Source organism: Streptomyces sp. NPDC029292 (assembly GCF_055569295.1).
The window spans coordinates 343,454-367,260 of sequence record NZ_JBVHXR010000003.1 but is presented as its reverse complement, the minus strand read 5'-3'; the positions used below and the strand labels follow the sequence as shown (position 1 = coordinate 367,260).

General features: G+C 71.5%; 22 protein-coding genes. 6 read left to right on the top strand and 16 right to left on the bottom strand.

Annotated features, from left to right (window positions below; genetic code table 11):
• Positions 1 to 3: 3 nt before the first annotated feature.
• Entirely contained in the window at positions 4 to 441 is a 438-nt protein-coding gene (locus tag ACZ4WS_RS09870; RefSeq protein ID WP_467978871.1) for a GNAT family N-acetyltransferase, read from the bottom strand.
• Between the two features lie 183 nt (positions 442 to 624).
• Entirely contained in the window at positions 625 to 2,052 is a 1,428-nt protein-coding gene (locus ACZ4WS_RS09865; protein WP_467978870.1) for an aminotransferase-like domain-containing protein, read from the bottom strand.
• On the opposite strand from ACZ4WS_RS09865, the gene ACZ4WS_RS09860 reads away from it, so the two are divergent.
• Positions 2,051 to 2,986, top strand: coding sequence for a DMT family transporter (locus tag ACZ4WS_RS09860; protein WP_467978868.1), 936 nt, complete (start codon positions 2,051 to 2,053; stop codon positions 2,984 to 2,986). The genes ACZ4WS_RS09865 and ACZ4WS_RS09860 overlap by 2 nt on opposite strands.
• A 92-nt stretch (positions 2,987 to 3,078) precedes the next feature.
• Positions 3,079 to 3,273, top strand: coding sequence for a DUF1918 domain-containing protein (locus ACZ4WS_RS09855; protein WP_467978866.1), 195 nt, complete (start codon positions 3,079 to 3,081; stop codon positions 3,271 to 3,273).
• Positions 3,274 to 3,349: 76 nt separating this feature from the next.
• On the opposite strand, the gene ACZ4WS_RS09850 is transcribed toward ACZ4WS_RS09855, so the two are convergent.
• A complete protein-coding gene (locus ACZ4WS_RS09850; protein WP_467978864.1) occupies positions 3,350 to 4,582 on the bottom strand; it encodes a glycoside hydrolase family 10-like protein in 1,233 nt (410 codons plus the stop codon).
• A gap of 168 nt (positions 4,583 to 4,750) precedes the next feature.
• Here ACZ4WS_RS09850 and ACZ4WS_RS09845 point away from each other — a divergent pair, with 168 nt between their 5' ends.
• Positions 4,751 to 5,611 carry a 3-hydroxybutyryl-CoA dehydrogenase gene (locus ACZ4WS_RS09845; protein ID WP_467978863.1) on the top strand — a complete coding sequence of 287 codons (861 nt, stop codon included), beginning with the start codon at positions 4,751 to 4,753 and terminating at the stop codon, positions 5,609 to 5,611.
• A 235-nt stretch (positions 5,612 to 5,846) separates the two neighbouring features.
• Positions 5,847 to 6,104: a hypothetical protein gene (locus tag ACZ4WS_RS09840; RefSeq protein WP_467978861.1), complete on the top strand. Its 258-nt coding sequence runs from the start codon at positions 5,847 to 5,849 to the stop codon at positions 6,102 to 6,104.
• Positions 6,105 to 6,131: 27 nt separating this feature from the next.
• Here ACZ4WS_RS09840 and ACZ4WS_RS09835 read toward each other — a convergent pair whose 3' ends face one another.
• From ACZ4WS_RS09835 to infC, 10 genes are all read right to left on the bottom strand, one after another.
• Positions 6,132 to 6,677 (bottom strand): NUDIX hydrolase, encoded by a 546-nt coding sequence (locus ACZ4WS_RS09835; RefSeq protein ID WP_095933127.1) that lies wholly within the window; start codon positions 6,675 to 6,677, stop codon positions 6,132 to 6,134.
• Positions 6,678 to 6,806: 129 nt separating this feature from the next.
• Entirely contained in the window at positions 6,807 to 8,147 is a 1,341-nt protein-coding gene (locus tag ACZ4WS_RS09830) for a transcriptional regulator (RefSeq protein ID WP_467978859.1), read from the bottom strand.
• A 276-nt stretch (positions 8,148 to 8,423) separates the two neighbouring features.
• A complete protein-coding gene (locus ACZ4WS_RS09825) occupies positions 8,424 to 9,446 on the bottom strand; it encodes a PP2C family protein-serine/threonine phosphatase (RefSeq protein ID WP_467979263.1) in 1,023 nt (340 codons plus the stop codon).
• Positions 9,447 to 9,937: 491 nt separating this feature from the next.
• Positions 9,938 to 12,445, bottom strand: a complete 2,508-nt coding sequence (gene pheT / locus ACZ4WS_RS09820) for a phenylalanine--tRNA ligase subunit beta (protein WP_467978857.1) — start codon at positions 12,443 to 12,445, stop codon at positions 9,938 to 9,940.
• A complete protein-coding gene (pheS, locus tag ACZ4WS_RS09815; protein WP_467978856.1) occupies positions 12,445 to 13,572 on the bottom strand; it encodes a phenylalanine--tRNA ligase subunit alpha in 1,128 nt (375 codons plus the stop codon). Before pheS ends, pheT begins: the two co-directional genes overlap by 1 nt.
• Positions 13,573 to 13,752: 180 nt before the next feature.
• Positions 13,753 to 15,000 carry a sensor histidine kinase gene (locus tag ACZ4WS_RS09810; RefSeq protein ID WP_467978854.1) on the bottom strand — a complete coding sequence of 416 codons (1,248 nt, stop codon included), beginning with the start codon at positions 14,998 to 15,000 and terminating at the stop codon, positions 13,753 to 13,755.
• A 95-nt stretch (positions 15,001 to 15,095) separates the two neighbouring features.
• Positions 15,096 to 15,959, bottom strand: a complete 864-nt coding sequence (locus ACZ4WS_RS09805; RefSeq protein ID WP_467978852.1) for a TrmH family RNA methyltransferase — start codon at positions 15,957 to 15,959, stop codon at positions 15,096 to 15,098.
• 425 nt (positions 15,960 to 16,384) lie between these two features.
• Positions 16,385 to 16,768, bottom strand: a complete 384-nt coding sequence (gene rplT / locus ACZ4WS_RS09800) for a 50S ribosomal protein L20 (RefSeq protein ID WP_003970214.1) — start codon at positions 16,766 to 16,768, stop codon at positions 16,385 to 16,387.
• Between the two features lie 95 nt (positions 16,769 to 16,863).
• The gene (rpmI, locus tag ACZ4WS_RS09795) at positions 16,864 to 17,058 is read right to left on the bottom strand and encodes a 50S ribosomal protein L35 (RefSeq protein ID WP_003977225.1); all 195 of its coding nucleotides are present in this window, start codon (positions 17,056 to 17,058) and stop codon (positions 16,864 to 16,866) included.
• A gap of 154 nt (positions 17,059 to 17,212) precedes the next feature.
• Positions 17,213 to 17,950, bottom strand: coding sequence for a translation initiation factor IF-3 (gene infC / locus ACZ4WS_RS09790; protein ID WP_467978850.1), 738 nt, complete (start codon positions 17,948 to 17,950; stop codon positions 17,213 to 17,215).
• A 372-nt stretch (positions 17,951 to 18,322) separates the two neighbouring features.
• Here infC and ACZ4WS_RS09785 point away from each other — a divergent pair, with 372 nt between their 5' ends.
• Positions 18,323 to 18,679 carry a DUF1844 domain-containing protein gene (locus ACZ4WS_RS09785; RefSeq protein ID WP_467978848.1) on the top strand — a complete coding sequence of 119 codons (357 nt, stop codon included), beginning with the start codon at positions 18,323 to 18,325 and terminating at the stop codon, positions 18,677 to 18,679.
• 11 nt (positions 18,680 to 18,690) lie between these two features.
• Here ACZ4WS_RS09785 and ACZ4WS_RS09780 read toward each other — a convergent pair whose 3' ends face one another.
• A complete protein-coding gene (locus ACZ4WS_RS09780; RefSeq protein ID WP_467978846.1) occupies positions 18,691 to 19,470 on the bottom strand; it encodes an SseB family protein in 780 nt (259 codons plus the stop codon).
• 149 nt (positions 19,471 to 19,619) lie between these two features.
• On the opposite strand from ACZ4WS_RS09780, the gene ACZ4WS_RS09775 reads away from it, so the two are divergent.
• The gene (locus tag ACZ4WS_RS09775) at positions 19,620 to 20,585 is read left to right on the top strand and encodes a serine hydrolase (protein ID WP_467978843.1); all 966 of its coding nucleotides are present in this window, start codon (positions 19,620 to 19,622) and stop codon (positions 20,583 to 20,585) included.
• A 41-nt stretch (positions 20,586 to 20,626) separates the two neighbouring features.
• Here ACZ4WS_RS09775 and mycP read toward each other — a convergent pair whose 3' ends face one another.
• Positions 20,627 to 21,814 (bottom strand): type VII secretion-associated serine protease mycosin, encoded by a 1,188-nt coding sequence (gene mycP / locus ACZ4WS_RS09770; RefSeq protein ID WP_467978840.1) that lies wholly within the window; start codon positions 21,812 to 21,814, stop codon positions 20,627 to 20,629.
• The gene (locus tag ACZ4WS_RS09765; RefSeq protein WP_467978838.1) at positions 21,811 to 23,010 is read right to left on the bottom strand and encodes a hypothetical protein; all 1,200 of its coding nucleotides are present in this window, start codon (positions 23,008 to 23,010) and stop codon (positions 21,811 to 21,813) included. The genes mycP and ACZ4WS_RS09765 overlap by 4 nt, the downstream gene beginning before the upstream one ends.
• Positions 23,011 to 23,807: the final 797 nt, after the last annotated feature.

The window sequence follows — 23,807 nt, the reverse complement described above, 5'->3', positions numbered from 1 at the left end:
GGCTCACTGGAGCAGCAGCGCCATCCACTGGTCCGGCCGGTCGAGCACCTTGAAGCCGAGCTTCTCGTAGACACCGTGCGCGTCGTGCGTGGCGAGCAGGATGCGGCGCAGGCCGAGGGGTTCGAGGTGTCCGCGGACGGCGGCGACCAGGGCGGTTCCGAGGCCCTTGCCGCGCGCCGACGGGTCGACGTAGACGTCGCAGAGCCAGGCGAAGGTGGCCTCGTCGGTCACCACCCGCGCATACGCCACCTGCTGCCCCGATATCCCGTCGTACACCCCGAAGTTGAGCGAGCCCGCGATGGCGCGCTGCTGCTTCTCGCGGGTGCGGCCGAGGGCCCAGTACGCGTCGGTGGAGAGCCAGTGGTGGACGCGGTCGGCGTCGATACGGGTGGGGTCGGCGGAGATCTCGTAGCCCTCGGGGAGGCGTTGCGCATCGGTCATGCGGGGAGCGTTGCAGGTCAGGGCTTCGGAAGTCGAGCGGTTTTGTTTCGCCCCCTCCCCCTGCCCTCCCCTCCCCCCACTCTCGGCTTCGCTCGAGCGGGGGACCCCCATCGTCCCTGGAGGCTGCCACCCCCAGACCCCCGCTGTCGGCCTGGACGGCCTCGTCCTCAAACGCCGGACGGGCTAAAAGCTGCAAGCCGCCCGCAGTCTCCGTACCCCCTCCGTGATCTCCTCCGTCCCCGCGACCGCCGCGAAGCTCAACCGCAGGTGGGCGGCGGGGGGTTCGGCGCTGAAGTAGGGGCGGCCGGGAGTGACGGCCACGCCCGCGCGGAGGGCTCCGGCGACGAGGGCGGACTCGTCCGCGCCGTCGGGCAGCCGCAGCCACAGGTGGTAGCCGCCGAACGGGATGTGGGGCAGGGCGAGTTCGGGGAGCGTCAGTCGCAGCGCGGCGGTCATCGTGTCGCGCCGCTCCTTCAACTCGACGGAGACGGCCCGCAGATGACGGGGCCAGGCGGGTGAGCCGACGAGTTCGAGCGCGGCCTCCTGCAGCGGGCGCGGCACGAAGAAGGTGTCGACGATCTGGATGGCGCGCAGCCGTTCAAGGACCGGACCGCGCGCGGCCAGCGCGCTCACCCGGAAGCTGGGTGAGGTCGCCTTGGTCAGGGAGCCGACGTGCACGACAACTCCGTCGGGGTCCTCGGCGGCCAGCGGACGCGGCAGCGGGCCCGCGTCCGCGTGCACGAGTCGGCGGACGAAATCGTCCTCGACGACGAACGCGCCGGCGTCGCGCGCGATGCGCAGCACCTCGCCCCGCCGCTCCGGCGCGAGCACGGCGCCGGTCGGGTTCTGGAACAGTGGCTGGCAGATGAAGACGCGGGCGCCGGTCGCCTTGAAGGCGTCGGCGAGCAGGGCGGGCTTCACGCCGTCGGCGTCGACGGGTACCGGCACGGGCCGCAGCCCGGCCGCGCGGGCGATCGCCAGCATGCCCGGATAGGTGGGCGATTCGACGAGGACCGGCGCGCCGGGCGGCGCGAGCGCGCGCAGCGCGGTGGTGAGCGCGGACTGGCCGCCCGCCGAGATGAGCACCTCGGCGGCGGTGATCGCGCCGCCGATCCCCCGCGCGAACCACTCACGCAGTTCGGGGAGCCCCTCCACGGGCGGCCGGGACCAGGCGCCGGGGCGGCGTCCCGCTCGGGACAGGGCCGCGCCCATCGCCCGCTCGGGCTGCAGGGACGGGTGCAGATAGCCGCCGTTGAACTCGATGACACCGGGCGGCGGGGCGGCGAGCGAGACGAGGACCCCGGACGCGTCCACCGTGCGCGGGACGAGTTCGGCCGCGGCGTCCGCGCTCAGTGCGACCTCCTGCCAGGAGGTGTCCCCGGCGGGTGCGGAGGCGGTGCGCGGTTGTGCCCGGAAGGCGCCGGCCCCGGGCCGGGTGACCACCAGCCCCTCGGCGGCGAGCTGCGCCAGGGATCGGGACACGGTCACCGGGCTCACCCGGAACCGCTCGACGAGCGTCCGGCTCGACGGCAGTTTTCCACCAGGCGAGTAGCGGTCCAGTTCCCGCCGCAGCTGATTCGCCAGGTCATCCACACTGCTACGCTCATGCATGAAGATAGAGAGTAGCGCTACTGCCAGGACTGGGATAGCGGTCACCCCCCAGGCGCACGGCCTCCGCGCCGACGCGAACCGCCGCTCCGGCACCCTCCAAGCCGCCCTCGGCGTCATCGCCTTCTCCCTCACCTTCCCCGCCACCGCCTGGGGCCTGGAGGGCTTCGGGCCCTGGGTCCTGGTGGCCGTACGCAGCGTCCTGGCCGCGGTCATCGCGGGCGGCTGTCTTCTCGCCCTGCGCGTGCCCGTACCGGCCCGGCGGCACTGGGCGGGGCTGGCCGTCGTCGCCGCGGGTGTCGTGCTCGGCTTCCCGCTGCTGACCACACTCGCGCTTCGGACGTCCACGACCGCCCACGCGGCCGTGGTCGTGGGGCTGCTGCCGCTGACGACCGCGCTGCTCTCGGCGCTGCGCACCGGCGTGCGGCCCTCGCGGACGTTCTGGGGGGCGGCCCTCGCGGGCGCGGCCGCGGTGATCGCGTTCACCGTGCAGCAGAGCGGCGGCGCCCTGACCGGCGCGGACGCGTATCTCTTCGGCGCCCTGCTGGTCTGCGCGGCGGGCTACACCGAGGGCGGACGGCTCGCCCGCGTCATGCCGGGATGGCAGGTCATCGGCTGGGCGCTGGTCCTGTGTCTGCCGCTCACGCTGCCGGGCGCGCTGGTCGCGCTGTCGTACCAGCCCGCGCATCTGACCGCGCACAGCGTGACGGGAGTGCTGTGGGTGGCGGTCGGTTCGCAGTTCCTCGGCCTGGTCGTCTGGTACCGGGGCATGGCCTCGATCGGAATTCCGAAGGCCAGCCAGTTGCAGCTGGCGCAGCCGCTGCTCACACTGGTGTGGTCGGTACTGCTCCTTGGCGAGCAGCTCACACCGGCCGCACCCCTGACGGCCGCCGCCGTACTGGTCTGCATCGCCGTCACCCAAAGAGCGCGGGGCTGACCGGCTCGTACAGGCCGGGCCAACCGGCGCCACCAGCCGTAGACTTGCGGCCACGGACCGCTACTCCCGCAGATGACGAGGAGACCGTTCACATGCATGCAACCGTGGGCGACCAGCTTGTGCAGCACGGCAGGGTTGTCGGACAGCACGACAAGGTCGCGGAGATCACCGAGGTCATGGGGGCGGAAGGCACTCCCCCGTACCGCGTGAAGTTCGAGGACGGGCACGAGGCCGTGTGCTCACCGGGCCCCGACACCGAAATCCGCCACAAGGACATGCCGCAGTAGCCGGCAGGCGGGAGCTCAGCACGGAGGGAACCGCCGAGGCAGGAGTTCAGCACGGAGGGAACCACCAGGCAGAGGCTCAGTGCGGAGGTTTCGCCGGCTGCTGGTAGTGGTCGGCGACGACGCGTGCCATCGCGCCGTTGCGATCGACGCCGACCTCCGCGCCCGAGAAGAAGGCGTGGCCGCGCACCTGCGGGTAGTCGCGGGCGAAGCTGAGGTGTCGGGAGAGCTCGGCCGGGTCCTGCCAGGCCGCGGACTGCGCCGGGTCGCCGGCCTTGTACAGGGCCTCTCCGACGTACAGCTGCACGCCGGTGCCGTCGGCTACCTCCGCCCACCAGGGCAGCAGCTTCGCGTAGTCGGCCGCGGCGAAGCCGATGTTCCAGTACAGCTGCGGGCAGATGTAGTCGATCCAGTGCTCCCGGACCCATTTCCTGGTGTCGGCGTGCAGATCGTCGTACGTCTGCACACCGGCCCTGGTCGCCGAGCCGCGCGGGTCGGTCGCGGCGTTGCGCCACACCCCGAAGGGGCTGATCCCGAAGCGCGCCGCCGGGCGGATCTTCTTGATGCGGGCCGCGGTCTCCAGCACCAGGCGGTCGGTGTTGTGGCGCCGCCAGGACGCCTTGTCCGGGAAGTCCGCGCCGTGGGCCGCGTACGCCGCGTCGTCGTCGAAGACCTGGCCGGCGACCGGATACGGGTAGAAGTAGTCGTCCCAGTGCACGGCATCGATCTGGTAGCGGCGTACGGCGTCGAGCATCGCGTCCTGGACGAAGGTGCGGACCTGGGGCAGCCCGGGGTTGTAGTACAGCTTCCCGCCGTACGGGACCACCCAGTCGGGGTGCTTGCGGGCCGGGTGACTCGCCACGAGCCGGGTCGGGTCGGCGTGCCGGGCGATCCGGTACGGGTTGAACCAGGCGTGCAGTTCCAGTCCGCGCGCGTGGGCCTCCTGCACCGCGGTGCCCAGCGGGTCCCAGCCGGGGTTCTTGCCCTGGACGCCGGTCAGACACGCGGACCACGGCTCGAACGGCGAGGGCCACAGCGCGTCGGCCGTGGAGCGCACCTGGAAGATCACGGCGTTGAGCCGGCGATGTACCGCTGTGTCGAGGTGCGCGAGGAGCTCGGCGCGCTGCTCGTGCGCGGTCAGACCGGTCCGCGAGGGCCAGTCACGGTTGGCGACGGTCGCCAGCCACATCCCGCGCAGTTCGCGCGCCGCCCGCGCACCGCCCGGGGAGGCCGCGGCATCCCCCGCCGTCGCGAGCCCCGACAGCGCCGAAGCCGCGGCCACCGCGAACGCCCGACGTGACAGTCGCCCCATCCCCGCACCCCCGTACACAGCGGATCCGTCCGGTCACGGACCGTCTCCCCGCCCAGCATGCCCGACCCGGACGATCGATCATCGATACTTCGGAGTAACGTGCACGATCGGAGCAGGCGCCGAACAACGGAGGTCCTGCGGAGGTCGTAGATCAGCGAAGGGGACGATGTGACCGACATCGAACGCGTTGGAGTCGTGGGCTGCGGCCAGATGGGAGCGGGCATCGCCGAGGTGTGCGCCCGTGCCGGTCTTGACGTCAAGGTCGCCGAGACCACCGGCGAAGCCCTGGAGATCGGCCGTACCCGGCTCTTCAACTCCCTCTCCAAGGCGGCCGAGCGCGGCAAGATCTCCGAGGACGAGCTCACGGCCACCCAGAACCGGCTCAGCTTCACCACGGACCTCGGCGAGTTCGCCGACCGCGACCTGGTGATCGAGGCCGTCGTCGAGAACGAGCAGGTGAAGACCGAGATCTTCCAGGTGCTCGACCAGGTGGTGACCCGGCAGGACGCGATCCTGGCTTCCAACACCTCCTCGATCCCGCTGGTGAAGCTCGCCGTCGCCACCTCGCGTCCCGACCAGGTCATCGGCATCCACTTCTTCAACCCGGCCCCGGTACAGAAGCTGGTCGAGCTGATCCCGGCCCTCACCACGTCCGAGGGCACCCTCAGCCGGGCGCAGCTGTTCGCCGAGAAGGCCCTCGGCAAGCACGCGATCCGCGCTCAGGACCGCTCCGGCTTCGTGGTCAACGCGCTGCTCATCCCCTATCTCCTGTCGGCGATCCGGATGTTCGAGTCGGGCATCGCGAGCCGCGAGGACATCGACAACGGCATGGAGCTGGGCTGCGCCCACCCGATGGGCCCGCTCAGGCTGTCCGACCTGATCGGCCTCGACACGGTGGCCTCGGTCGCGTTTTCGATGTACGAGGAGTACAAGGAGCCGCTGTACGCCGCTCCCCCGCTGCTCCAGCGCATGGTGGACGCCGGGCGGCTCGGCCGTAAGTCGGGCTCGGGCTTCTACACGTACGCCTGATCCCGGCCACTGTGGCCTGATGACGCCCCGTCACCGGGGCACCCGACTACGTTCCGTACACCTCAGGCTCACGCGGGCCCGGCACCCTTTGCGGTGCCGGGTCCGCGCCATTCACACACCGTGTGCGCGCCGGGCACGCATATGCCCCTCGCACACGCTCCCCACCTGTCCACCAGGCGGGTTGACTTTCCGTGCGCATGTAAGGGATGTGACGACTACGGAAAGGAGCGGACTCGTGACCGCCGACCCCGAGCATCCCGTGGCCCCAAGGGAACTCGCAGAGTTACGCCGGTCCCTCGAAGTGGGTCTCACCCGCATCGAGGGCGGACTGGCGCTCCTCACTCAGCGCGACGACCAGACCACCAAGGATCTCGACGACCTGAGCGCACGCATCGTCGCCCTGGAACACACCCGCTGGCCACTGCCCACACTCGCGGCCGTCGCGGCCGTGGGCGCGCTGGCCGTGGCGGTCTGGCAGGCTCTGGGCCATTGAGGCCCCTGGACGCTGTGGAGGGACGGATCAGGGCAACGCGTCCTGCCCGAGCCTCAGATGGTGCAGAAGGAGCAGTGCGGCAGCCATGTTGGCGGCCGGGACCTCGCCGCGGGCGACCATGTCGGGAACGAGTTTTAAGGGAACCCATTCCCGACGGTCCGACTCGAAGTCGTCCACGGGGTGTCCGATGTACGCGCCCTCGTCGGCCCAGAAGATGTGGTGCCGGGCGTCGGTGAGCCCGTTGGAGGGCTCGACGCTCATCAGATGGCGCAGGGGTCCCGGTCGCCAGCCGGTCTCCTCCTCCAGTTCGCGGGCCGCCGCGACGGCGATGTCCTCGCCGTCCTCGACGACGCCCGCGGCGAGCTCCCATCCCCAGCTGTCGGTGATGAAGCGGTGCCGCCACAGGAGCAGCACTTCATTGGCCTCATTCACCACAGTGGCCACGGCCACCGGCCGCAGCCGTATCAAAAAGTGATCGAGGTGCCGACCGTCCGGCAGCTCCACATCTGCGAGATTGACGCTGAACCAGCGGTTTGCGTACACAGTTTGTTCGTTCTGTTTCGTCCACTGCACGGTTCTGCCACCTTCCGCCGAGTAGATGGCAATATCGCAGCAGGAGCGTCCTGACAGCAGGCTCACAGCAGTCGGGGCACAGCGCAGCGGCAGCGGCAGGCACCGTGTTCTTGAGCGGTACTCGGTGGTCTAGAGCGGTACGCGCAGTGCCCCGTCGATGAGTTCGGCGGCCTCGGCCGTACCCGCACAGCCGCTGCGCACCAGGTGTTCGCGTACCGCGCGCAGTCTGTCGCGCAGCCGCTGAGACTCCATCCCCCGCGCCTGTTCGGCCATTTGGACCGCGGTGGCCACCGCCTTGTCGGCGTTGCCCTGGCGCAGCTCGATCTGGCTGAGCATGGCGAGCCGGTGCACCCGTCCCCGGTCATGGGCCGGATTGCCGACCGCGGCCGCGGCGTGCTCCCCCGCCGCCACCAGGTCGCCGAGGCTGAGCAGCGCCTCCGCCACCTGCACATTGACCAGGCCCGGCTGGACATAGCCGGTCTCGTCGGGCTCGTAACCACGCCGGATGCGTTCGGCGGCCTGCTCGGCACGCCGGATGCAGGACAGCGCGCTGCTGCCGTCGCCGAGGTGGGCGTACGCCTTGGCCTGCATCGCGTAGAGGTCGGAGGCGAGCGCCGGAGTGATGTGCCGCCCGGCGGCGCGCAGCGCGGCCTCGGCGAAGGCGACGGCCTGCCGGTACTCGCGCATGAACAGCGACTGGTTGACCAGCAGGGCTATGACATAGGCCCCAAGTCCCCTGTCCCCGCTGGCCTTTGCCAGCCGCAGCGCCTGGTGGAAGTAGCGCTGGGCGAGTCCGTGCGCGTCGGAGTCGTAGGCGCAGATGCCCGCGATGGCGACCAATCCGCCGGTGGCGCGGTGGAGTTGGCGCCCGGTGGCGTCGGTGTAGCTGCCGCGCAGCAGGGGTGCCGTCTCGGAGTTGAGGAAGCCGACGATCCGGGTGCGGGTCGCGATGCCGCCCGCCTTGCGGTACATCTGCTCGTAGTGGGCGCGCGCCGCGCGCAGCATGTCGATGTCGGACATCTTGACGTGGTGCCGTCCGCCCCGGGAGACGTCCACGTCCTCGGGCGGGTTCTCCCACTCCCACACGGGCATCACGGCGGGCGTGCCGGTGACGGCCGGTGCGCCGAGGATGTGCGGGCGCTGCTGTTCGTCGGAGCGCCACAGGGCGGTGGCGCGTTCGACGAAGCCGGAGAGTGTGGTGCCGTGCGGTGCGGACGGCTCGCCGGGCATGCCGAGGCCGATGTCGTCGAGCGTGACGGGCCGGTGGAGTCGCCCTGCGAGCACTTCGCAGATCAGGTCGGGCACCTGGCCGCGCGGGCGTTGACCCTTCAACCACCGTGCCACAGCGGTGTGTTCGTACCTGAGCGCGAGGCCGCGCGCCCTCCCCGCCTGGTTGACGTGGGCGGCGAGTCCCGCGTGCGAGATGCCGGCCTCGTCGAGAATCGCGTCGAGCAGAGTGTTGGGCTGCATACGGGCCCCCGGGTGGCTCGGTGCCGACGGTGCGGTCAGACTAATGCGTCCTCCTTCCCCATGCCTCCCCCTTCACACGGGGTGTGAACGGAATGCCCGTATCCGGGCAGTACGCGCGCTGTCGCACAGCGTTTCTGGCCGGTTGACTGAAATGCCTCGCAAGAGGCCGGCCGGGCCGCCGGCTCCCCCTCGTACAGTGCGGCGGCCCGTTTCCGCGCCGTCCGCCCGGCTGCCTGCCCGACACTCCGTGGCGGGGCGGACGGCTCCGCCGGCTGCTCACGTGACCTGATGGGCCACCGAATGACCCTGCTGTGCCGGGACACGGCGGCGGTCGTTGCGGAGTACGAGTACGGCCACGTCGTCCGCGGGTCGTCCGTCGGCGTGGCGCAGCAGCCCGGCGAAGACGGCACGCAGGACGGACTGGGGTGAGACGGGCTGGACACGGACGGCTTCGGTGAGCGCGGCCGGCAGCGGGAAGAACCGGCCGTGTCCGTCGCGTGCGTCCTCCACTCCGTCGGTGTGCAGGAAGAGCCCTTCGCCGGGCAGCAGTTGGCCGCAGTGGATGGCGGGCAGCTCGGCCGGGAGCGGGAACGACCCGAGCGGGGGCAGGGGTTCCTCGTCGACCAGCCGCTCGACCTGGCCGCGCACCCCGGTCGGTTCGACGTGGCTGCGCAGCAGATACGGCCAGGGGTGACCGCAGTTGAGGGCGCGCACCTCGCCGTCGCGGCCGATCTCCAGGAGCAGCACGGTGACGAACTCTTCGGCGACCAGGCTCTCGGGGTCCAGACCGGCCGACGAATGCTCGGCTCGCGCCCGCTCGCGCAGATGCCGGGCCAGCGCGCGCTCGAGTCTCCTGAGGACGGAGCCGAGTTCGGGCTCGTCGTGCACGGCCTCGCGAAAGCCGCCGAGGACGGCGGCGACGGTTCCGATGGCGCCGAGCCCGTGTCCGCGGACGTCGCCCATGACGATCCGTACGCCGTGCTCGGTGGCGATCACCTCGTACAGGTCACCGCCGACCTTCGCGCCTCGGTCGGCGGAGAGCTGGGCCGCGGCGATGTTCAGCCCGTCGATGCGCGGGGGCAGCGGCCGCAGCAGCACGCTCTGGGCGGCCCCCGCGACTTCGCGGAGCTGCCTCAGTTCCCGTACCAGGGCCCTTCTGACGTGCAGTATCAGCCCCGTACCCACCACGAAGAAGACGGCGCTGGTGACGATCCGGGCACCGATCCCGTTCTGCTGCGCGAGCGGGCAGGCCATTTTGTACGTGATCGCCATCGCGCCCCAGGCGGTGGGCAGCCCCATGTCCAGCGCCCGGCGCAGCGGCCGTCGCTCGGCCCGGCGGACGGTCCGGTCGAGGCCGGTGCGCGCGCCGCGTCTCGGGATCGTCCGGGGTCTGCCTCTGCGCACCGCCCGAGTGAGCCCGGCCCGCAGACCGTCACCCCGGCCCCGTGGCCGCTGGCCCGACCGGGCCAGCACCCGTGAGTGCGTCCGGGGCGTATCCCTGCGGGGAGCCCCAGCCTTGATACGGATCATGCCGATTGGCCCCCCAATAGGCCCTGACAGCGCAGACGGCCTCCGAGAGGCCGGTCCGATTCTGTCGACCGCATGCCCCGATCCGGCCAGATCACCCGGACTTGTCACCCGAATGAGTGAGGTGCCTTCGGAGACGTGCATTTATGCAGGTGGGCCGAGGGGAAGCGCCCCGTAAGGGGCGCGGGGAACTGCGCGACAAGCCACGAACAACCCGCAGCAAACGAACGCCCCGCAGTTCCCCGGCACAACCGGCGGAGCCCCTAGGCTCCGCGCAACACCGCCCCCGTGCGCTCAGCGGCCAGCGACACCGCCGCGTCGCGGGCCGCGGAGGCCTCGTCGACGGTCAGGGTGCGGTCGGCGGCACGGAAACGCAGCGCGTAGGCCAGCGACTTCTTGCCCTCGCCGAGCTGCTCGCTGTTCTCGTAGACGTCGAACAGGCGGATGGACTCAAGGAGTTCGCCCGCGCCCTCGCGCAGCGCGGCCTCGACGTCGGTGTGCGGGACCTCGCGGGAGACGACCAGCGCGACGTCCTGCGTGGCGACCGGGAAGGTCGAGATCTTCGGGCCCTTGGGGAGGCCCGCGCTCGCCTGCTCCAGCGCGTCCAGGTCCAGCTCCATCGCGCAGGTACGCGCGCGCAGACCCAGGGTCTTCAGGACGCCGGGGTGCAGCTCACCGGCGTACCCGATGACCTTCTCCGCACCGTTGACGACCACGGCGAGCTCGGCGCAGCGGCCCGGATGCCACGGCCCGTACTGGCCGGAGCGGACGAGGAGTTCGGTCCCCGCCTCGCGGGCCAGCGAGCGCGCGGCCTCGATCGCGTCGGCCCAGTCCACCGGGCGTCCCTTGCCCCACCAGCCGGCCTGCTCGCGGGCGCCCGCGAGGACGACGGCGGCGTGCCGGGGCTGGACGGGGAGCGCGGCGGTGAGGGACGCGATCTCCTCGTCGGTGGGACGGCGGTCGACGGGCAGTCGCCCGGCGACGCGGAGCTGGTCCTGCGGGTGGAAGACCAGGCCCGTCTCGAAGAGCGCCAGGTCGTGGCTGCCGCGTCCGTCGTTGCGGCGGAGCGCCTGGAGCAGGCCGGGCAGCAGCGTCGTACGGAGCGCGGGCTCCTCGTCGGAGAGCGGGTTGACCAGCTTGACGACCTTGCGCTTCGGGTCGTCGGCGGCAAGGCCGAGCTGGTCGAAGACGTGCTCGCCGATGAACGGGTAGTTCAGCGCCTCGACGTAGCCGGCACCGGCCAGCGCGCGGCCGATACGGCGGTGCAGTCGCTGCCGGTCGGTCAGGCCCAGGCCCGCGGGGGGCTTCGGCAGAGTCGAGGGCAGGTTCTCGTAGCCCTCGAGCCGGATGACCTCTTCGGCCAGGTCGTTCGGGTCCGTCATGTCGGGCCGCCAGGACGGCACGGTGACGATCAGCTCGTCCTGCCCGTAGACGTCGCAGCCGACCTGCTGGAGACGGCGTACGACGGTCTCGCGGCCGTAGTCGACACCGGCCACCTTGTCCGGGTGGTTCGCCGGGATGGTGATGGTGTGCGGCGCGGAGGGCGCGATGACCTCGGTGACTCCGGCGTCGGCGGTGCCGCCCGCGAGGAGCACGAGCAGGTCGACGGTCCGCTGGGCCGCGGCGGAGGCGGCCTGCGGGTCGACGCCGCGCTCGAAGCGCTTGGACGCCTCGGAGGCCAGCTTGTGGCGGCGGGCCGTGCGCGCGATGGAGATCGGGTCGAAGTGCGCGGCCTCGATGACGACCTCGGTGGTCGTGCCCTCGGTGTCGTCGATCTCGGTGTGGGCGCCGCCCATGACGCCCGCGAGACCGATCGGCCCGCGCTCGTCGGTGATCACCAGGTCCTCGGCGTCCAGCGTGCGCTGGACACCGTCCAGGGTGGTGAGCTTCTCGCCCTGCTCCGCCCGGCGCACGCCGATCGCGCCCTGGATGCGGGTGCGGTCGTACGCGTGCAGGGGCTGGCCCAGCTCCAGCATCACGTAGTTGGTGATGTCGACGGCGAGCGAGATCGGGCGCATGCCCGCCTTCTGGAGCCGGCGCCGCAGCCAGATCGGGGAGCGCGCCTCGGGGTCGAGACCGGTCACCGTGCGCGCGGTGAAGCGGTCGCAGCCGAACGGCTCGGAGATCTGCACCGGGTAGCCGAACGCGTTCGGCGCCGGTACGTCGAGCAGCGCCGGGTCGCGCAGCGGCAGCCCGTACGCGATGGCGACCTCGCGGGCCACACCGCGCAGCGACAGGGCGTAGCCACGGTCGGGCGTGACGGCGATGTCGAGGACCTCGTCGACGAGCTGGAGCAGCTCGATGGCGTCGGTGCCGACCTCGTGCTCCGGCGGCAGCACGATGATGCCGTGCGAGCCGTCGTCGCCCATGCCCAGCTCGTCACCGGAGCAGATCATGCCGTGCGAGGTCTTGCCGTACGTCTTGCGCGCGGCGATCGCGAAGTTGCCGGGCAGGACGGCGCCCGGCAGGACCACGACGACCTTGTCGCCGACGGCGAAGTTGCGGGCGCCGCAGACGATCTCCTGGGGCTCACCGGTGCCGTTGGCGGTGCCGACGTCGACGGTGCAGAAGCGGATGGGCTTCTTGAACTCCGTCAGCTCCTCGATGGTCAGCACCTGGCCGACGACCAGGGGGCCCTTGAGGTCGGCGCCGAGCGGCTCGACGGTCTCGACCTCGAGGCCGACCGAAATGAGCTTGGCCTGGACGTCGCGCCCGGTCTCCGTCGCCGGCAGGTCGACGTACTCCCGCAGCCAAGAAAGCGGGACCCGCATCAGATCTCCATCCCGAACGGCCGGGTGAACCGGACGTCACCCTCGACCATGTCTCGCATGTCTTCGACGTTGTGGCGGAACATCAGCATCCGCTCGATGCCGAACCCGAAGGCGAATCCGCTGTACTTCTCCGGGTCGACGCCGCAGGCGACCAGCACCCGCGGGTTGACCATGCCGCAGCCGCCCAGCTCGATCCAGCCCTCGGAGGAGCAGGTACGGCAGGGACGGTCGGGGTTGCCGACGGACTCGCCCTTGCAGACGTAGCAGAGCATGTCCATCTCGGCGGACGGCTCGGTGAAGGGGAAGTAGTTCGGGCGCAGCCGGGTCTTCATGTCCGGGCCGAAGAGCGACTGGACCATGTGGTCCAGGGTGCCCTTGAGGTCGGCCATGGTCAGGCCCTCGTCGATGGCGAGGAGCTCGATCTGGTGGAAGACCGGGGTGTGCGTGGCGTCCAGCTCGTCCGTGCGGTACACGCGGCCGGGGCACACGATGTAGACGGGCGGCTCGCGGTCGAGCATGGCGCGGGCCTGCACGGGCGAGGTGTGCGTGCGGAGCACGACACCGGACTCGTCGCCCTCGGTGCCCTTCGGGCCCTGGACGAAGAAGGTGTCCTGCATCTGCCGGGCCGGGTGGTCCGGGGTGAAGTTGAGGGCGTCGAAGTTGAACCACTCCGCCTCGACCTCGGGGCCCTCGGCGATCTCGTACCCCATGAACACGAAGACGTCGGCGACCCGCTCCATGAACGTGGTCAGCGGGTGCCGGGCGCCGGCCGGTACGCGGTCGTACGGCAGCGTGACGTCCACCGCCTCCTCGACCAGCACACGGGCGTCGCGCTCGGCCTCCAGCTCGGCCTGGCGGGCGGCCAGCGCCTTGTTCACGGCGCCTCGGGCCTGGCCGACCAGCTTGCCGGCGGCTGCCTTGGCGTGCGGGGGCAGTGCGCCGATCTCGCGGTTGGCGAGGGCCAGCGGCGAGGTGCCGCCGGTGTGGGCGACCTTCGCCTCCTGGAGCGCGTCGAGGTCACCGGCGGCCGCGAAGGCGGCGAGCGCCTCGTCCCGCATGCGCTCGATCTCTTCGGGTTTCAAGGCCTCGACCTCTACAGGGTCGTACGACTTATTCGGTGCCGACATCTCTTCCCGTGCTTCCGGTTGGCTGGCGGATGGTCCCCGTCCACGACTCGGAGACGAATCGTCCACAGAGAGGGACGCAAAGGTGCCAAAGGCCGAGTCTAACGGGGGTGGGAGCCTGTCCCGGACTGGGCGTCCGCGGGAGGCTCCGGTACGGCTGCGCCCGTGGGGCCTCTTCGGCGTCTACAGCAGATACGCCGGGGTGCCCACGGGCAACGTAAATCGGAACTCGGCGCCGCCGCCGGGGGCGCGGCCGACCGTGATCGTGCCGCCGTGGGCCTCGACGATGCCCTTGACGATGTAGAGCCCGAGGCCGGTCCCGCCGCGCTTGCTGCCCCGCCAGAAGCGGGTGAAGACGCGGTTCATGGACTCCTCCGGGATGCCGGTGCCCTCGTCGCTCACGGTGACCGACGTGGCGGTGTTCGCAGCGCCGTCACCGTCCGCCCGCTCGCGCGGGGACGCCGACGGCGCTACGTCAATGGTGACGGTTCCCTCGCCGTGCCGCACCGCATTTTCGAGGAGGTTGCTGAGCACCTGGTCGATCTTGTCGGGATCGGCCCACAGGTCGGGCAGGGGCTGCTCGATGCGCAGCAGGAAGCGGTCGGCGGACTGGCCCGAGGCGACGTACGCCTGGATGTGGCGGCCGACGGCGGCCCCGATGTCGACGGGCTGGCGGCGCACTTCGAGGCGCCCGGAGTCGATGCGCGAGATGTCGAGGAGCTCGGCGATGAGCCGGGTGACGCGGTTGGCGTCGGCGTCGACCGTCTCCAGCATCAGCTTCTTCTGGTCGTCGGTGAAGCGTTCCCACTTGGCCAGCAGGGTGGCCGTGAAGCCCTTGACGGAGGTGAGCGGGGAGCGCAGTTCATGGGCGACCGTGGCGATCAGCTCGGCGTGGCTGCGCTCGGTACGGCGGCGGGCCTCGGTGTCACGCAGGGAGACGACCACGCGGCGGACGGGGCCGGTGGGACGGGTCCGTACGTAGCGCGCGGAGACGAGCACCTCCCGTCCCCCGGGCAGCAGCAGATTCCGCTCGGGCTGCCCGACCCGGATGGCGAGACCGCCGTACGGGTCGGTCAGCTGCCACCAGCGGCGGCCCTCCAGGTCCTCTAAAGGCAGGGCCCACTCCAGCCGGCGCCCGAGGGCGTCGGCGGCGGAGACGGCGGTGATGCGGGCGGCGGCGGCGTTGAAGCAGATGACCCGGCCGCGCTCGTCGGCGACGACGAGCCCGTCGGGCAGGTGGTCCGGGTCGATGCCGAGATCGGCAGCGCAATCGGCGGAGAGTCCGTCCGCGGGCTCGGCTGAGCGTCCGTCTCCGGGCTCGGCTCCGAGTCCGTCTCCCGGTTCCGCGAGTTCACCGCCCCGGGACGTGGATGTGCCGCGCACGTCCCGTGCTCGCAGTGCGCTCTTCGCACCGCTCGTGCCGACACTCATGTCCCCGTACCCCACCTCTCGTCTGGCGGTGGGGGTACCTCCCTGCTCGAGCGAAGCCGAGAGCTTGGGGGAGGGCCCCCGAGCCCGTCACCCTACTAGCTGTCGGTGACGGAACGGCACCCTCCGGAGGCGCGCTGTGCACGGGCGGATGCGTAGAGACATACGGCGGCGGCGGTGGCGAGGTTCAAACTCTCGGCTTTTCCGTGGATGGGAACGCGCACGACGGCATCCGCCAGCGCCCGGGTCTCCTCCGGGAGCCCCCACGCCTCGTTCCCGAACACCCAGGCGGTGGGCCCGCCCATGGTCCCCTTGTCGAGCTCGTCGTCGAGGTCGTCCTCGCCCGCCCCGTCGGCCGCGAGAATCCGTACGCCCGCGTCCTTGAGTCCCTCGACGGCCTGCTCGACGGGCACACCGACGGCGACGGGCAGATGGAACAGGGACCCCACCGAGGCCCGTACGGCCTTCGGGTTGTACAGGTCGACGGAGGCGTCGGTCAGTACGACGGCCTCGGCACCGGCGGCGTCCGCGCACCGCAGCACGGTGCCGGCGTTCCCGGGGTCCCGCACATGCGCGAGTACGGCGACGAGCTTGGGCCGCGCCTTGAGGATCTCCTCGAACGGGGTGTCCAAAAAGCGGCAGACCCCGACCAGCCCCTGCGGGGTGACGGTCGTCGAGATGTCGGCGATCACGTCCTCCTCGGCGAGGTGCACGCGCGCCCCGGCGTCCCGGGCGTCCCCCACGATGTCCGCGTACCGCTCCGCGGCCTCGACGGTCGCGAAGAGTTCCACGAGCGTGGCGGTGTCGCTGTCACCGGCCCGGTGTGCGGCCGCCTCCCGCACGGCCTGCGGCCCCTCGGCCAGGAACAGCCGCTCCTTGCCCCGGAAGTTCCGCCTGGCGAGCCGCCGCGCGGCGGAGACGCGGGGCGAGCGTGGGGAGATCAGCTCGGGGGCGGCGGGCATGGGTCACCTTCGGGGGTTGCGGAGGGTTGTTTCGTGTCCGCCACGCGCTCGCTCGAGCTCCGGCAACGGGCAGAGTTCCAGACTTCCCCGCCGCCGGCAGCGGGCGGGACTCACGAGCGGCGGGAGAGTTTCTCTCCGCCACGACGGCGTTCAGCCACGACGGATCCCGGTGGTGCTGAACCGACCGGAACGACGCGCGGCGTACGGTCGACACCCCGGCCTCGCACGGCCCGCTGGGGCCGGACGACCGGGGCGGCACCCGGCAGGAAGCCACCCGCGGCTGGGCGGCCCGCAGAGAGCCACCCACAGACAACCGCCCGCAGGGCAGGTCGGCCACGGCACAGCGCGGCGAAAACGCACATGGACCCGCAAGCCGCAAGGCAAGCGGGTCCACGGCTAGGTCCGGCTCAAGGCCAGCGCCAGCGTCACGCGGCCTTCGGCGCGTTGACGTCCGACGGCAGCGCCTTCTGCGCGACCTCGACGAGCGCGGCGAACGCGTTGGCGTCGTTGACGGCCAGCTCCGCGAGGATCTTGCGGTCCACCTCGATGTTGGCGGCCTTCAGACCCTGGATGAGGCGGTTGTACGTCATGCCGTTCTGGCGGGCAGCGGCGTTGATGCGCTGGATCCACAGCTGACGGAAGTCGCCCTTGCGCTTCTTGCGGTCGTTGTAGTTGTAGACCAGGGAGTGGGTGACCTGCTCCTTGGCCTTGCGGTACAGGCGCGAACGCTGACCGCGGTAGCCACTGGCGGCTTCGAGGATCGCCCGGCGCTTCTTGTGGGCGTTGACTGCCCGCTTGACGCGTGCCACTTGTTAACTCCTTGTAGCGGGGCCGTGGTTGGACTCACACGGCCCGAAATCGATTGGGTCCCGGATCAGACGCGCGGCGCCGAGGCGCCGGTACATCACTTGCCGAGAAGCTTCTTGATCTTCGCGGCGTCGCCCGGGGCCATCTCGGCGTTGCCGGTGAGACGACGCGTCACGCGGGACGACTTGTGCTCGAGCAGGTGGCGCTTGCCGGCACGCTCACGGAGCACCTTGCCGGAGCCGGTGATCTTGAAGCGCTTGCTGGCACCGCTGTGCGACTTGTTCTTCGGCATAGCGCCGTTCTCTCCTCGTCAGTGGCGTTCCGGTGCCCGGTCGTGAAACCGGGCACGGTGGAACGTCATTTATGTATCGGTTGACATCCCTGGACTCCTGTCCCGGGACTCCGTGGACTCTCGTCCTGGACTCCCCGGGGCGTTCGCCCTGGGATCAGGCCTCGGCGGAAGCCTCGGCCGGGGCCTCGGCGGTCTCTGCCTCGGCCTCGGTGACCTCGGCGTCGGTGACCTCGGCCTCGGTGACCTCGGCGTCGGCGATCTCGCCGTCCGCGGCGTTCTGCGAGCGACCGGGGTTGGCCTTCGCTTCTGCCTTGCGGGCCGCCTGGGCCTCACGGGCCTCGGCCATCGCCTCGGTCTTCTTCTTGTGCGGACCGAGAACCATGATCATGTTCCGGCCGTCCTGCTTCGGGTTCGACTCGATGAACCCGAGGTCCTCGACGTCCGACGCGAGACGCTGCAGCAGTCGGTAGCCGAGCTCCGGCCGGGACTGCTCGCGACCACGGAACATGATCGTGATCTTGACCTTGTCGCCCTGCTTGAGGAACCGGACGACGTGACCCTTTTTGGTGTCATAGTCGTGCGGGTCGATCTTCGGCCGGAGCTTCATTTCCTTGATGACCGTGTGCGCCTGGTTCTTGCGCGCCTCACGGGCCTTCATGGCCGACTCGTACTTGAACTTCCCGTAGTCCATGAGCTTGCAGACCGGCGGACGTGCGTTCGCCGCCACCTCGACCAGGTCGAGGTCGTACTCCTGCGCAAGCTCCAGGGCCTTGGCAAGCGGAACAATCCCGACCTGCTCGCCGCTGGGACCGACAAGTCGCACTTCGGGAACGCGAATCCGGTCGTTGATGCGGGGCTCGGTGCTGATGGATCCTCCTCGGTAGCACCACACGGCGGTCTGGCGGACAGCCGCGTATGTCTCTGATGACAGTTGGACCAACCACCGCGGGACATGAAAAATGCCCCGGACGGGACACAGGCGGGGCTCCAAGGAATACCGGAGCACCGCCGCGGTGAACCGCGGGGCGCACTTTCGGGCGACTCCATCGTCCGTACGGAACGATGGTGGCCGCCTGACCGGGGTGACCCGCCGTCCCGGAGGACAGTCAGGTGGGAGATCGGAGCCTCCACTTGTGGGCCGGGCACGCTGACATACCTCTTGGCGCGTCCAGCCGGTCGTTACACAAGGTTAGCAGCTCGGGCCGGGAACGGCTAACCGAGGCCAGCTGGGGCCGGGCCCGATCCGGGACCTATCGTAGGGGCCATGAGTGACACCCCTCCCCAGACGCCCGACTTCGACACCATGACCCGCGACATCGCCGAGGTCCCTGCGGTCGAGGTGATCGTGACGGTCGCCGTCAACCTGATGAGCGCCGCCGCAGTGAAGCTCGGTCTGACCGAGGAGGGCGACGAGCACAAGGACCTGGACGAGGCGCGCAAGCTGGTGACCGCGCTGGCCGGTCTGCTCGACGCGAGCGCGACCGAGATCAGCTCCTTCCACGCGGCGCCGCTGCGCGACGGTCTGAAGTCGCTGCAGCTGGCGTTCCGCGAGGCGTCGATCGTCCCGGACGAGCCGGGCCAGGGCCCGGGTGAGAAGTACACGGGCCCGATCTACGGCTAGGTCTTCAGTCCTCAGGAGCGTACGTACAAGGGCTCGCCCGGCGGCGTCGCCCCGGCCGGCAGCAGTGCCAGGTCGAGGCCGCGCACCAGGCGGGCCCTCAGTGTTTCGTCGGCGGCGAGCCGCCCGGCGACCGCGCGGGCGGCTTCGGCCGGGACCGCGGACGGGTCCAGTACGAGGGCGAGGGTGCCGTCGGCCTGACCGGGGCCGAGATGGGCGCGGAGCACCGCGGGCTCGGCGGCGACGGCGGCGCGTACGGCTTCGGCGACGGCCGGGTCGGCCAGCGGATCCGTGCTGGTGCGGCCCTCGGCGAGCGCGAGCAGCGCGGGCCCGGTCAGCTCGTACGGCACCGGCCCCGCCAGGTCGAGCACGACCGTGTCGGCCTTCTCGTGCGCGGCGGCCTGCAGGGCCTGGTGCAGGGGTACGGCTACGGGCCGGGCCGCCGGATCCCAGCGGGCCAGGGACTCGGTGGACGTGAAGGCGGGCAGGGCCGTGCGGTTCCCGGCCTTCAGGGTCGGCACCGCCATGTCACTGGTCTTCTCGTGGCGCAGCCCGCCCTCCCGTCTCCCGCCACCACCCCTCCAAGGAGCTTCGCGCCCCTCCTTACTGTCCTCCTCCACCTCACCGAGGACGGCCACGACGGGCACGAGGAGCCGGGCGCCCTTGAGCGCCTCCAGGACCGGCCGGACGGCGGTGCGGTCCTCGGCCCAGGCCGCGAGCGCCGCGCTCAGCCGGGGATCGGCGGAGCCGTCGTCGTCGGGGAAGCCGGAGTCGGGAATGTTCTTGTTCGCCACGGTCCCCGACCCTATCGGGGGGATGCTGCTGCGCTTGTGCGGCCCCTGAAACCTCGCGTTGACGGATCTCATGGGTTTCTCAGCTATCCCTGACACACCTCTAACTTCCGTCTAACCACGGACACAGGCCTGGCCCCCAGCATCGCGGGATGGACCGTCACAGAGCCAACGGGCGTCGCGCCCACCCCTCCCGGCGCCGGCCACTCGTCTACGCCGTGGTGGCCTCAGCCGTCCTCGTCGGCGCCACGGCGGCCGGGACCGTCTATGTGAAGGCACAGGCGCACGACGGCCCGGCGCTCGTATCGTCGTCCGCGTCCCCGGGGCCGTCCTCGGCATCGCCGTCCGTCAGCGAGGAGGCATCGGTGGAACCTGTGGCGGAGCCCTCGGTGGACCGGGACGCGCTGCTCGCCAAGGCGCTGAAGTCCGTGACCGTGGAGGACGGTGCGGAGATGTCCGTCGCGGTCCTCGACGTCGACTCCGGCGAGAGCGCCGCGTACGGCGACGGGACCTTCGACACGGCGAGCATCGTCAAGGTCGACATCCTGGCCACGCTGCTGCTCCAGGCGCAGGACGCGGACCGGCATCTCACGGCGCAGGAGAAGACGTACGCCACCGCGATGATCGAGAACAGCGACAACACGTCCGCGTCGGCCCTGTGGAAGGACATCGGGCAGGCGGACGGCCTCGCCGCCGCGAACAAGCGCTTCGGGCTGACCGGCACGGAGGGCGGCGACGGCATGCTGTGGGGGCTGACACAGACCACGGCGGCCGATCAACTGACGCTGCTCCAGCAGGTGTTCGGGGACGACTCGAAACTCAGCGAGACCTCGCAGACCTACCTCCAGGGGCTCATGGGGGAGATAGCCGCCGACCAGCACTGGGGGGTGTCGGCCGCGGCCGACGGCTCCGAATGGGCTTTGAAGAACGGGTGGTTGGCGCGCAGCGCGACCGGGCTGTGGGACATCAACAGCATCGGGCGGGTCTCCGTCGACGGGCACGACTACCTGGTGGCGACGCTGTCGAACGGCAACACGACGAAGGCGAAGGGGATTTCGCTGGTCGAGGCGGCGGCGCAAGCTGCGGTCTCCGCCTTCCAGGACTCGGCCGACGGGTAGCTCGTACGCCTCTTGCTCGTACGCCGCTTACGAAGGGGCCGCTAGAAGCCGTAGCGGCGTGATCCCCTGCGCCCCCGCCACAGGACGACCGCCGCCACCAGCAGAGCCGCGCCGAGGCCGCCCGCCAGCGGGCCCGCCCAGCCGGACGGATCGTTGTCGTCCCTGGCCGCGTCCGGGCCCGATCCGAAGTACTTCTCGCCGTAGGCCGCCGAGTGGAGCCCTTCCGGCTTGAGGCGGCCGCCCGCCTTGATGGCGGCGGCGGGGTCGACGAAGCCGAAGCCGCGTGAGTCGTCGCGGCCGCCGGCGGGGGCGTTGCGGGCGGTGTCCTCGAGGAGCTGCTTGATCTGCGCGGGCGTCAGGCCCGGGTGGGCCGCCTTGATCAGCGCGACCGCGCCGGACACGAAGGCGGACGCGGCGCTGGTGCCCCAGCCTTCGTAGTACTTGTCGTCGGGGTCGGCGATGACGACGTTGACACCGGGGGCGCTGACGGTGGCGTACCAGCGGCGGGTGGAGAACGAGGCACGGGTGCCGACCCGGTCGACGGCCGTCGCCGCGATCACGCCCGGGTAGGCCGCCGGGTACGAGATGTGGTCGCCCTTCTCACCGCCGTTGCCGGCCGAGGCCACGACGACGGCGCCCTTCTTCAGGGCGTACTGGACCGCCTCGTCCTCGGCGGGTTCGGGGTGGGCGGACTTGGAGTCGTCGCCGAGGGAGAGGTTGATGACGTCGGCGCCGTGGTCGGTGGCCCAGCGGATGCCTTCGGCGAGGGCGTTGCCGCGGGTGTTGCGAGCCTTCGTACGGGCGGAGTCGCCGTCTTCGAGGATGACGCGGACGGGGAGGATCTTCGCCTCGGGGGCGATGCCCATGACGCCGTCGCCGTTGCCCGCTCCGTGTCCGTGACCCGCGATGATGCCCGCCATGGCGGTGCCGTGCCGGGCCCACGCCCGGTCGCCCCGGCCGGCGCCGAAACCGACCATGTCCTTGCCGGTGAGGACGTTGCCCGCCAGGTCCGGGTGCTGGTCGTCGACGCCGGTGTCGAGGACGGCGACCGTGATGCCCTTGCCCTTCGTCGTCTGCCAGGCCTCCTGGGTGTGCATCGCGTCGAGGGCCCACTGCTGGGCGCGTATGCCGTCGGCGTGGGCGGCGGTGGACGGGACCAGGGTGAGGGAGGCGGCCAGCAGGACGCTCAGGAGTCCGGCCCTGCGGGTCGGTCCGGCCTTGCGGGTCATGACGGCTTCTCCGTGGCCGAGGTGACGGTCTTGCGGAGGCCTCGCTCGACGCGGTCGGCGAGGCCCTGTGCCTCGTGGCCGAGGCCCGCCTGGGCCGGGGCGGTGGTCGCGCCGGCCTTCATGGCGTCGGCGGCGGACTGCGGGGCCGCGACGGTACGGCCGTCGGCGAAGCCGGAGACCGCGTAGACGACGACGGGGGCGTCGGTGAGGACCGATACCGTCCAGGAGGCGCGCTGAGCGTCGCCGAAGCCCTCGGCGACGGTGCCCTTCGCGGCGTACGGGCGGGGCATCAGGTCGGTGCGCCGGTTCAGGCCCTCGCTCTGGAAGCGGTTCTTCAGGGAGGTCATGGCCGCCGCGTCCGCCTTGGTGAACAGCAGGCCGACGGTGGTGACATGGCTGCGGGTCGCGTCCGTGTACGTGGCGCGCAGCAGCCGCAGGCAGCCGACCGGGGCGAGTGCCTTGCGCAGGAGCGGGTCGAAGGCGTCCTTGCAGCCACTGTCCGGGGCGACGGCCACCCGGGTCCACGTGCGGTCGGCGCCGCCGGGGCCCGCGCCCTCGCCCTGCAGGGTGGGCGGGAAGAGCTGGTCCACGGGCACGCTGTGCCAGAGCTCTCCGGCCGCCGCGTACGCATTCCGCGAACCGGCGCCGTCCGCGCCGTCCCCGGTCAGCCAACTCCCCGTCACCGCCCCGCCGATGAGCCCGAGCCCGAGCACGACACAGGCCGCGGCGGCCGCGGTACGGGACCGGGAGCGCCCGCCGACCGGTCGCGGGCGCACCGTCTCGTCGTACGTCTCCGGCTGCGCGAACGACACGAAAGGGCGCTCCTCGGCCGGGATGGGCCGCAGCCGCGTCGTCGTCTCCGTGGCCCGCTCCTCGGCCGGGATGGGCCGCAGCCGCGTCGTCGTCTCCGTGGCCCGCTCCTCGGGCACGGCGGTACGCCGCGCCGGGGCGGGCCGCCCGGACTCGGCAGGCACCGGGGGCACGTCCGGGAACCGCGCGGAGGCCGCGGGGGGCGGCGGGATCACCGGGGTGGACCGCCGCTCCGGTCGCAGCTCGGGGAATCGCCGGGCCTCCTGCTCACGGCGCGACTGCGCGTCGGCGCGCGGGGACCACGGGGCGTCCGTGTCAGCCGATGCCGACGACGCCCCGTCGTTGGAGAAGTCGAAGAAATCGAAGGACTCGGGCGGCAACGGCACCCGAGGCACTCGCCGCACACTCGGCACCGCGCCCTCGGCGGAGTCCGACGGCCGGAGGCCGTCGCCCTCCGCGGGCTGCTCCCCCCGCGGGGCCGGAGGTGCCGAGACGGCCCGGTCTCCCACCGAAGGCGGCTGCGCGGGCCGGGGCGGCGCCTGACCCGCGGGCTGGAAGTCGCGCGGCAACGGAGCCGGGCCCGAGGGCTGGAAGTCGCGCGGCGTCGCAGCCGGGCCCGACGACAGAGCCTGGCCGGGCGAGAGAGTCTGAGCCTGGCCCGAGGAGAGAGGCAGGTCCGGCGAAAGAGCCTGAGCGTGACCCGACGACAGATGGAAGTCCGGCGAAGGAGCCGGACCCGTCGAACGAGTCGAGCCCGGAGCCGGGCTCGAAGGAGTCGGGCCCTGAGCCGGGAAATCACCCGGGGACGGAGACCGGCCCAGTGACGTGAGCTCTTGCGGTGACGGGTCCTGTCCTGGCGACAGGATCTCGCCCCGCGTCGGGGGCTCCTCCGGGCGCGGGGGCTCCTCCAGGCGCGGAGGTGTCGCAGGGTGCGGCGGCGTCGCGGGACGCGGTGGGGTCGCCGGGCGTGAGGGGATGGAGGCGCGACGCGCTTCCGTGCTCATGCACCCCCCGTTTCCTCGTACCCGGGCAACCGGCCCGCCTGTGAGCCTGGCCGGGTCGTTTCACATGCGCGGAAGGGAACCCGCCACGGGCACGCATACCCGCGCCGGTGGTCCGTCACCCCGGGCGCAGCCCGCCGGGGCAAGGCCGTTCCTCCCTGCGTGCGCGTCACTCTACGGGT

Bases quoted from the DNA above. Each gene is read 5' to 3' on its own strand.
- ACZ4WS_RS09870 (WP_467978871.1), bottom strand. From the start codon at position 441: ATGACCGATGCGCAACGCCTCCCCGAGGGCTACGAGATCTCCGCCGAC.
- ACZ4WS_RS09860 (WP_467978868.1), top strand. From the start codon at position 2,051: ATGAAGATAGAGAGTAGCGCTACTGCCAGGACTGGGATAGCGGTCACC.
- ACZ4WS_RS09865 (WP_467978870.1), bottom strand. From the start codon at position 2,052: ATGCATGAGCGTAGCAGTGTGGATGACCTGGCGAATCAGCTGCGGCGG.
- ACZ4WS_RS09855 (WP_467978866.1), top strand. From the start codon at position 3,079: ATGCATGCAACCGTGGGCGACCAGCTTGTGCAGCACGGCAGGGTTGTC.
- ACZ4WS_RS09850 (WP_467978864.1), bottom strand. From the start codon at position 4,582: ATGGGGCGACTGTCACGTCGGGCGTTCGCGGTGGCCGCGGCTTCGGCG.
- ACZ4WS_RS09830 (WP_467978859.1), bottom strand. From the start codon at position 8,147: ATGCAGCCCAACACTCTGCTCGACGCGATTCTCGACGAGGCCGGCATC.
- ACZ4WS_RS09825 (WP_467979263.1), bottom strand. From the start codon at position 9,446: ATGGGGCTGCCCACCGCCTGGGGCGCGATGGCGATCACGTACAAAATG.
- pheT (WP_467978857.1), bottom strand. From the start codon at position 12,445: ATGCGGGTCCCGCTTTCTTGGCTGCGGGAGTACGTCGACCTGCCGGCG.
- pheS (WP_467978856.1), bottom strand. From the start codon at position 13,572: ATGTCGGCACCGAATAAGTCGTACGACCCTGTAGAGGTCGAGGCCTTG.
- ACZ4WS_RS09810 (WP_467978854.1), bottom strand. From the start codon at position 15,000: ATGAGTGTCGGCACGAGCGGTGCGAAGAGCGCACTGCGAGCACGGGAC.
- ACZ4WS_RS09805 (WP_467978852.1), bottom strand. From the start codon at position 15,959: ATGCCCGCCGCCCCCGAGCTGATCTCCCCACGCTCGCCCCGCGTCTCC.
- rpmI (WP_003977225.1), bottom strand. From the start codon at position 17,058: ATGCCGAAGAACAAGTCGCACAGCGGTGCCAGCAAGCGCTTCAAGATC.
- ACZ4WS_RS09785 (WP_467978848.1), top strand. From the start codon at position 18,323: ATGAGTGACACCCCTCCCCAGACGCCCGACTTCGACACCATGACCCGC.
- ACZ4WS_RS09775 (WP_467978843.1), top strand. From the start codon at position 19,620: ATGGACCGTCACAGAGCCAACGGGCGTCGCGCCCACCCCTCCCGGCGC.
- mycP (WP_467978840.1), bottom strand. From the start codon at position 21,814: ATGACCCGCAAGGCCGGACCGACCCGCAGGGCCGGACTCCTGAGCGTC.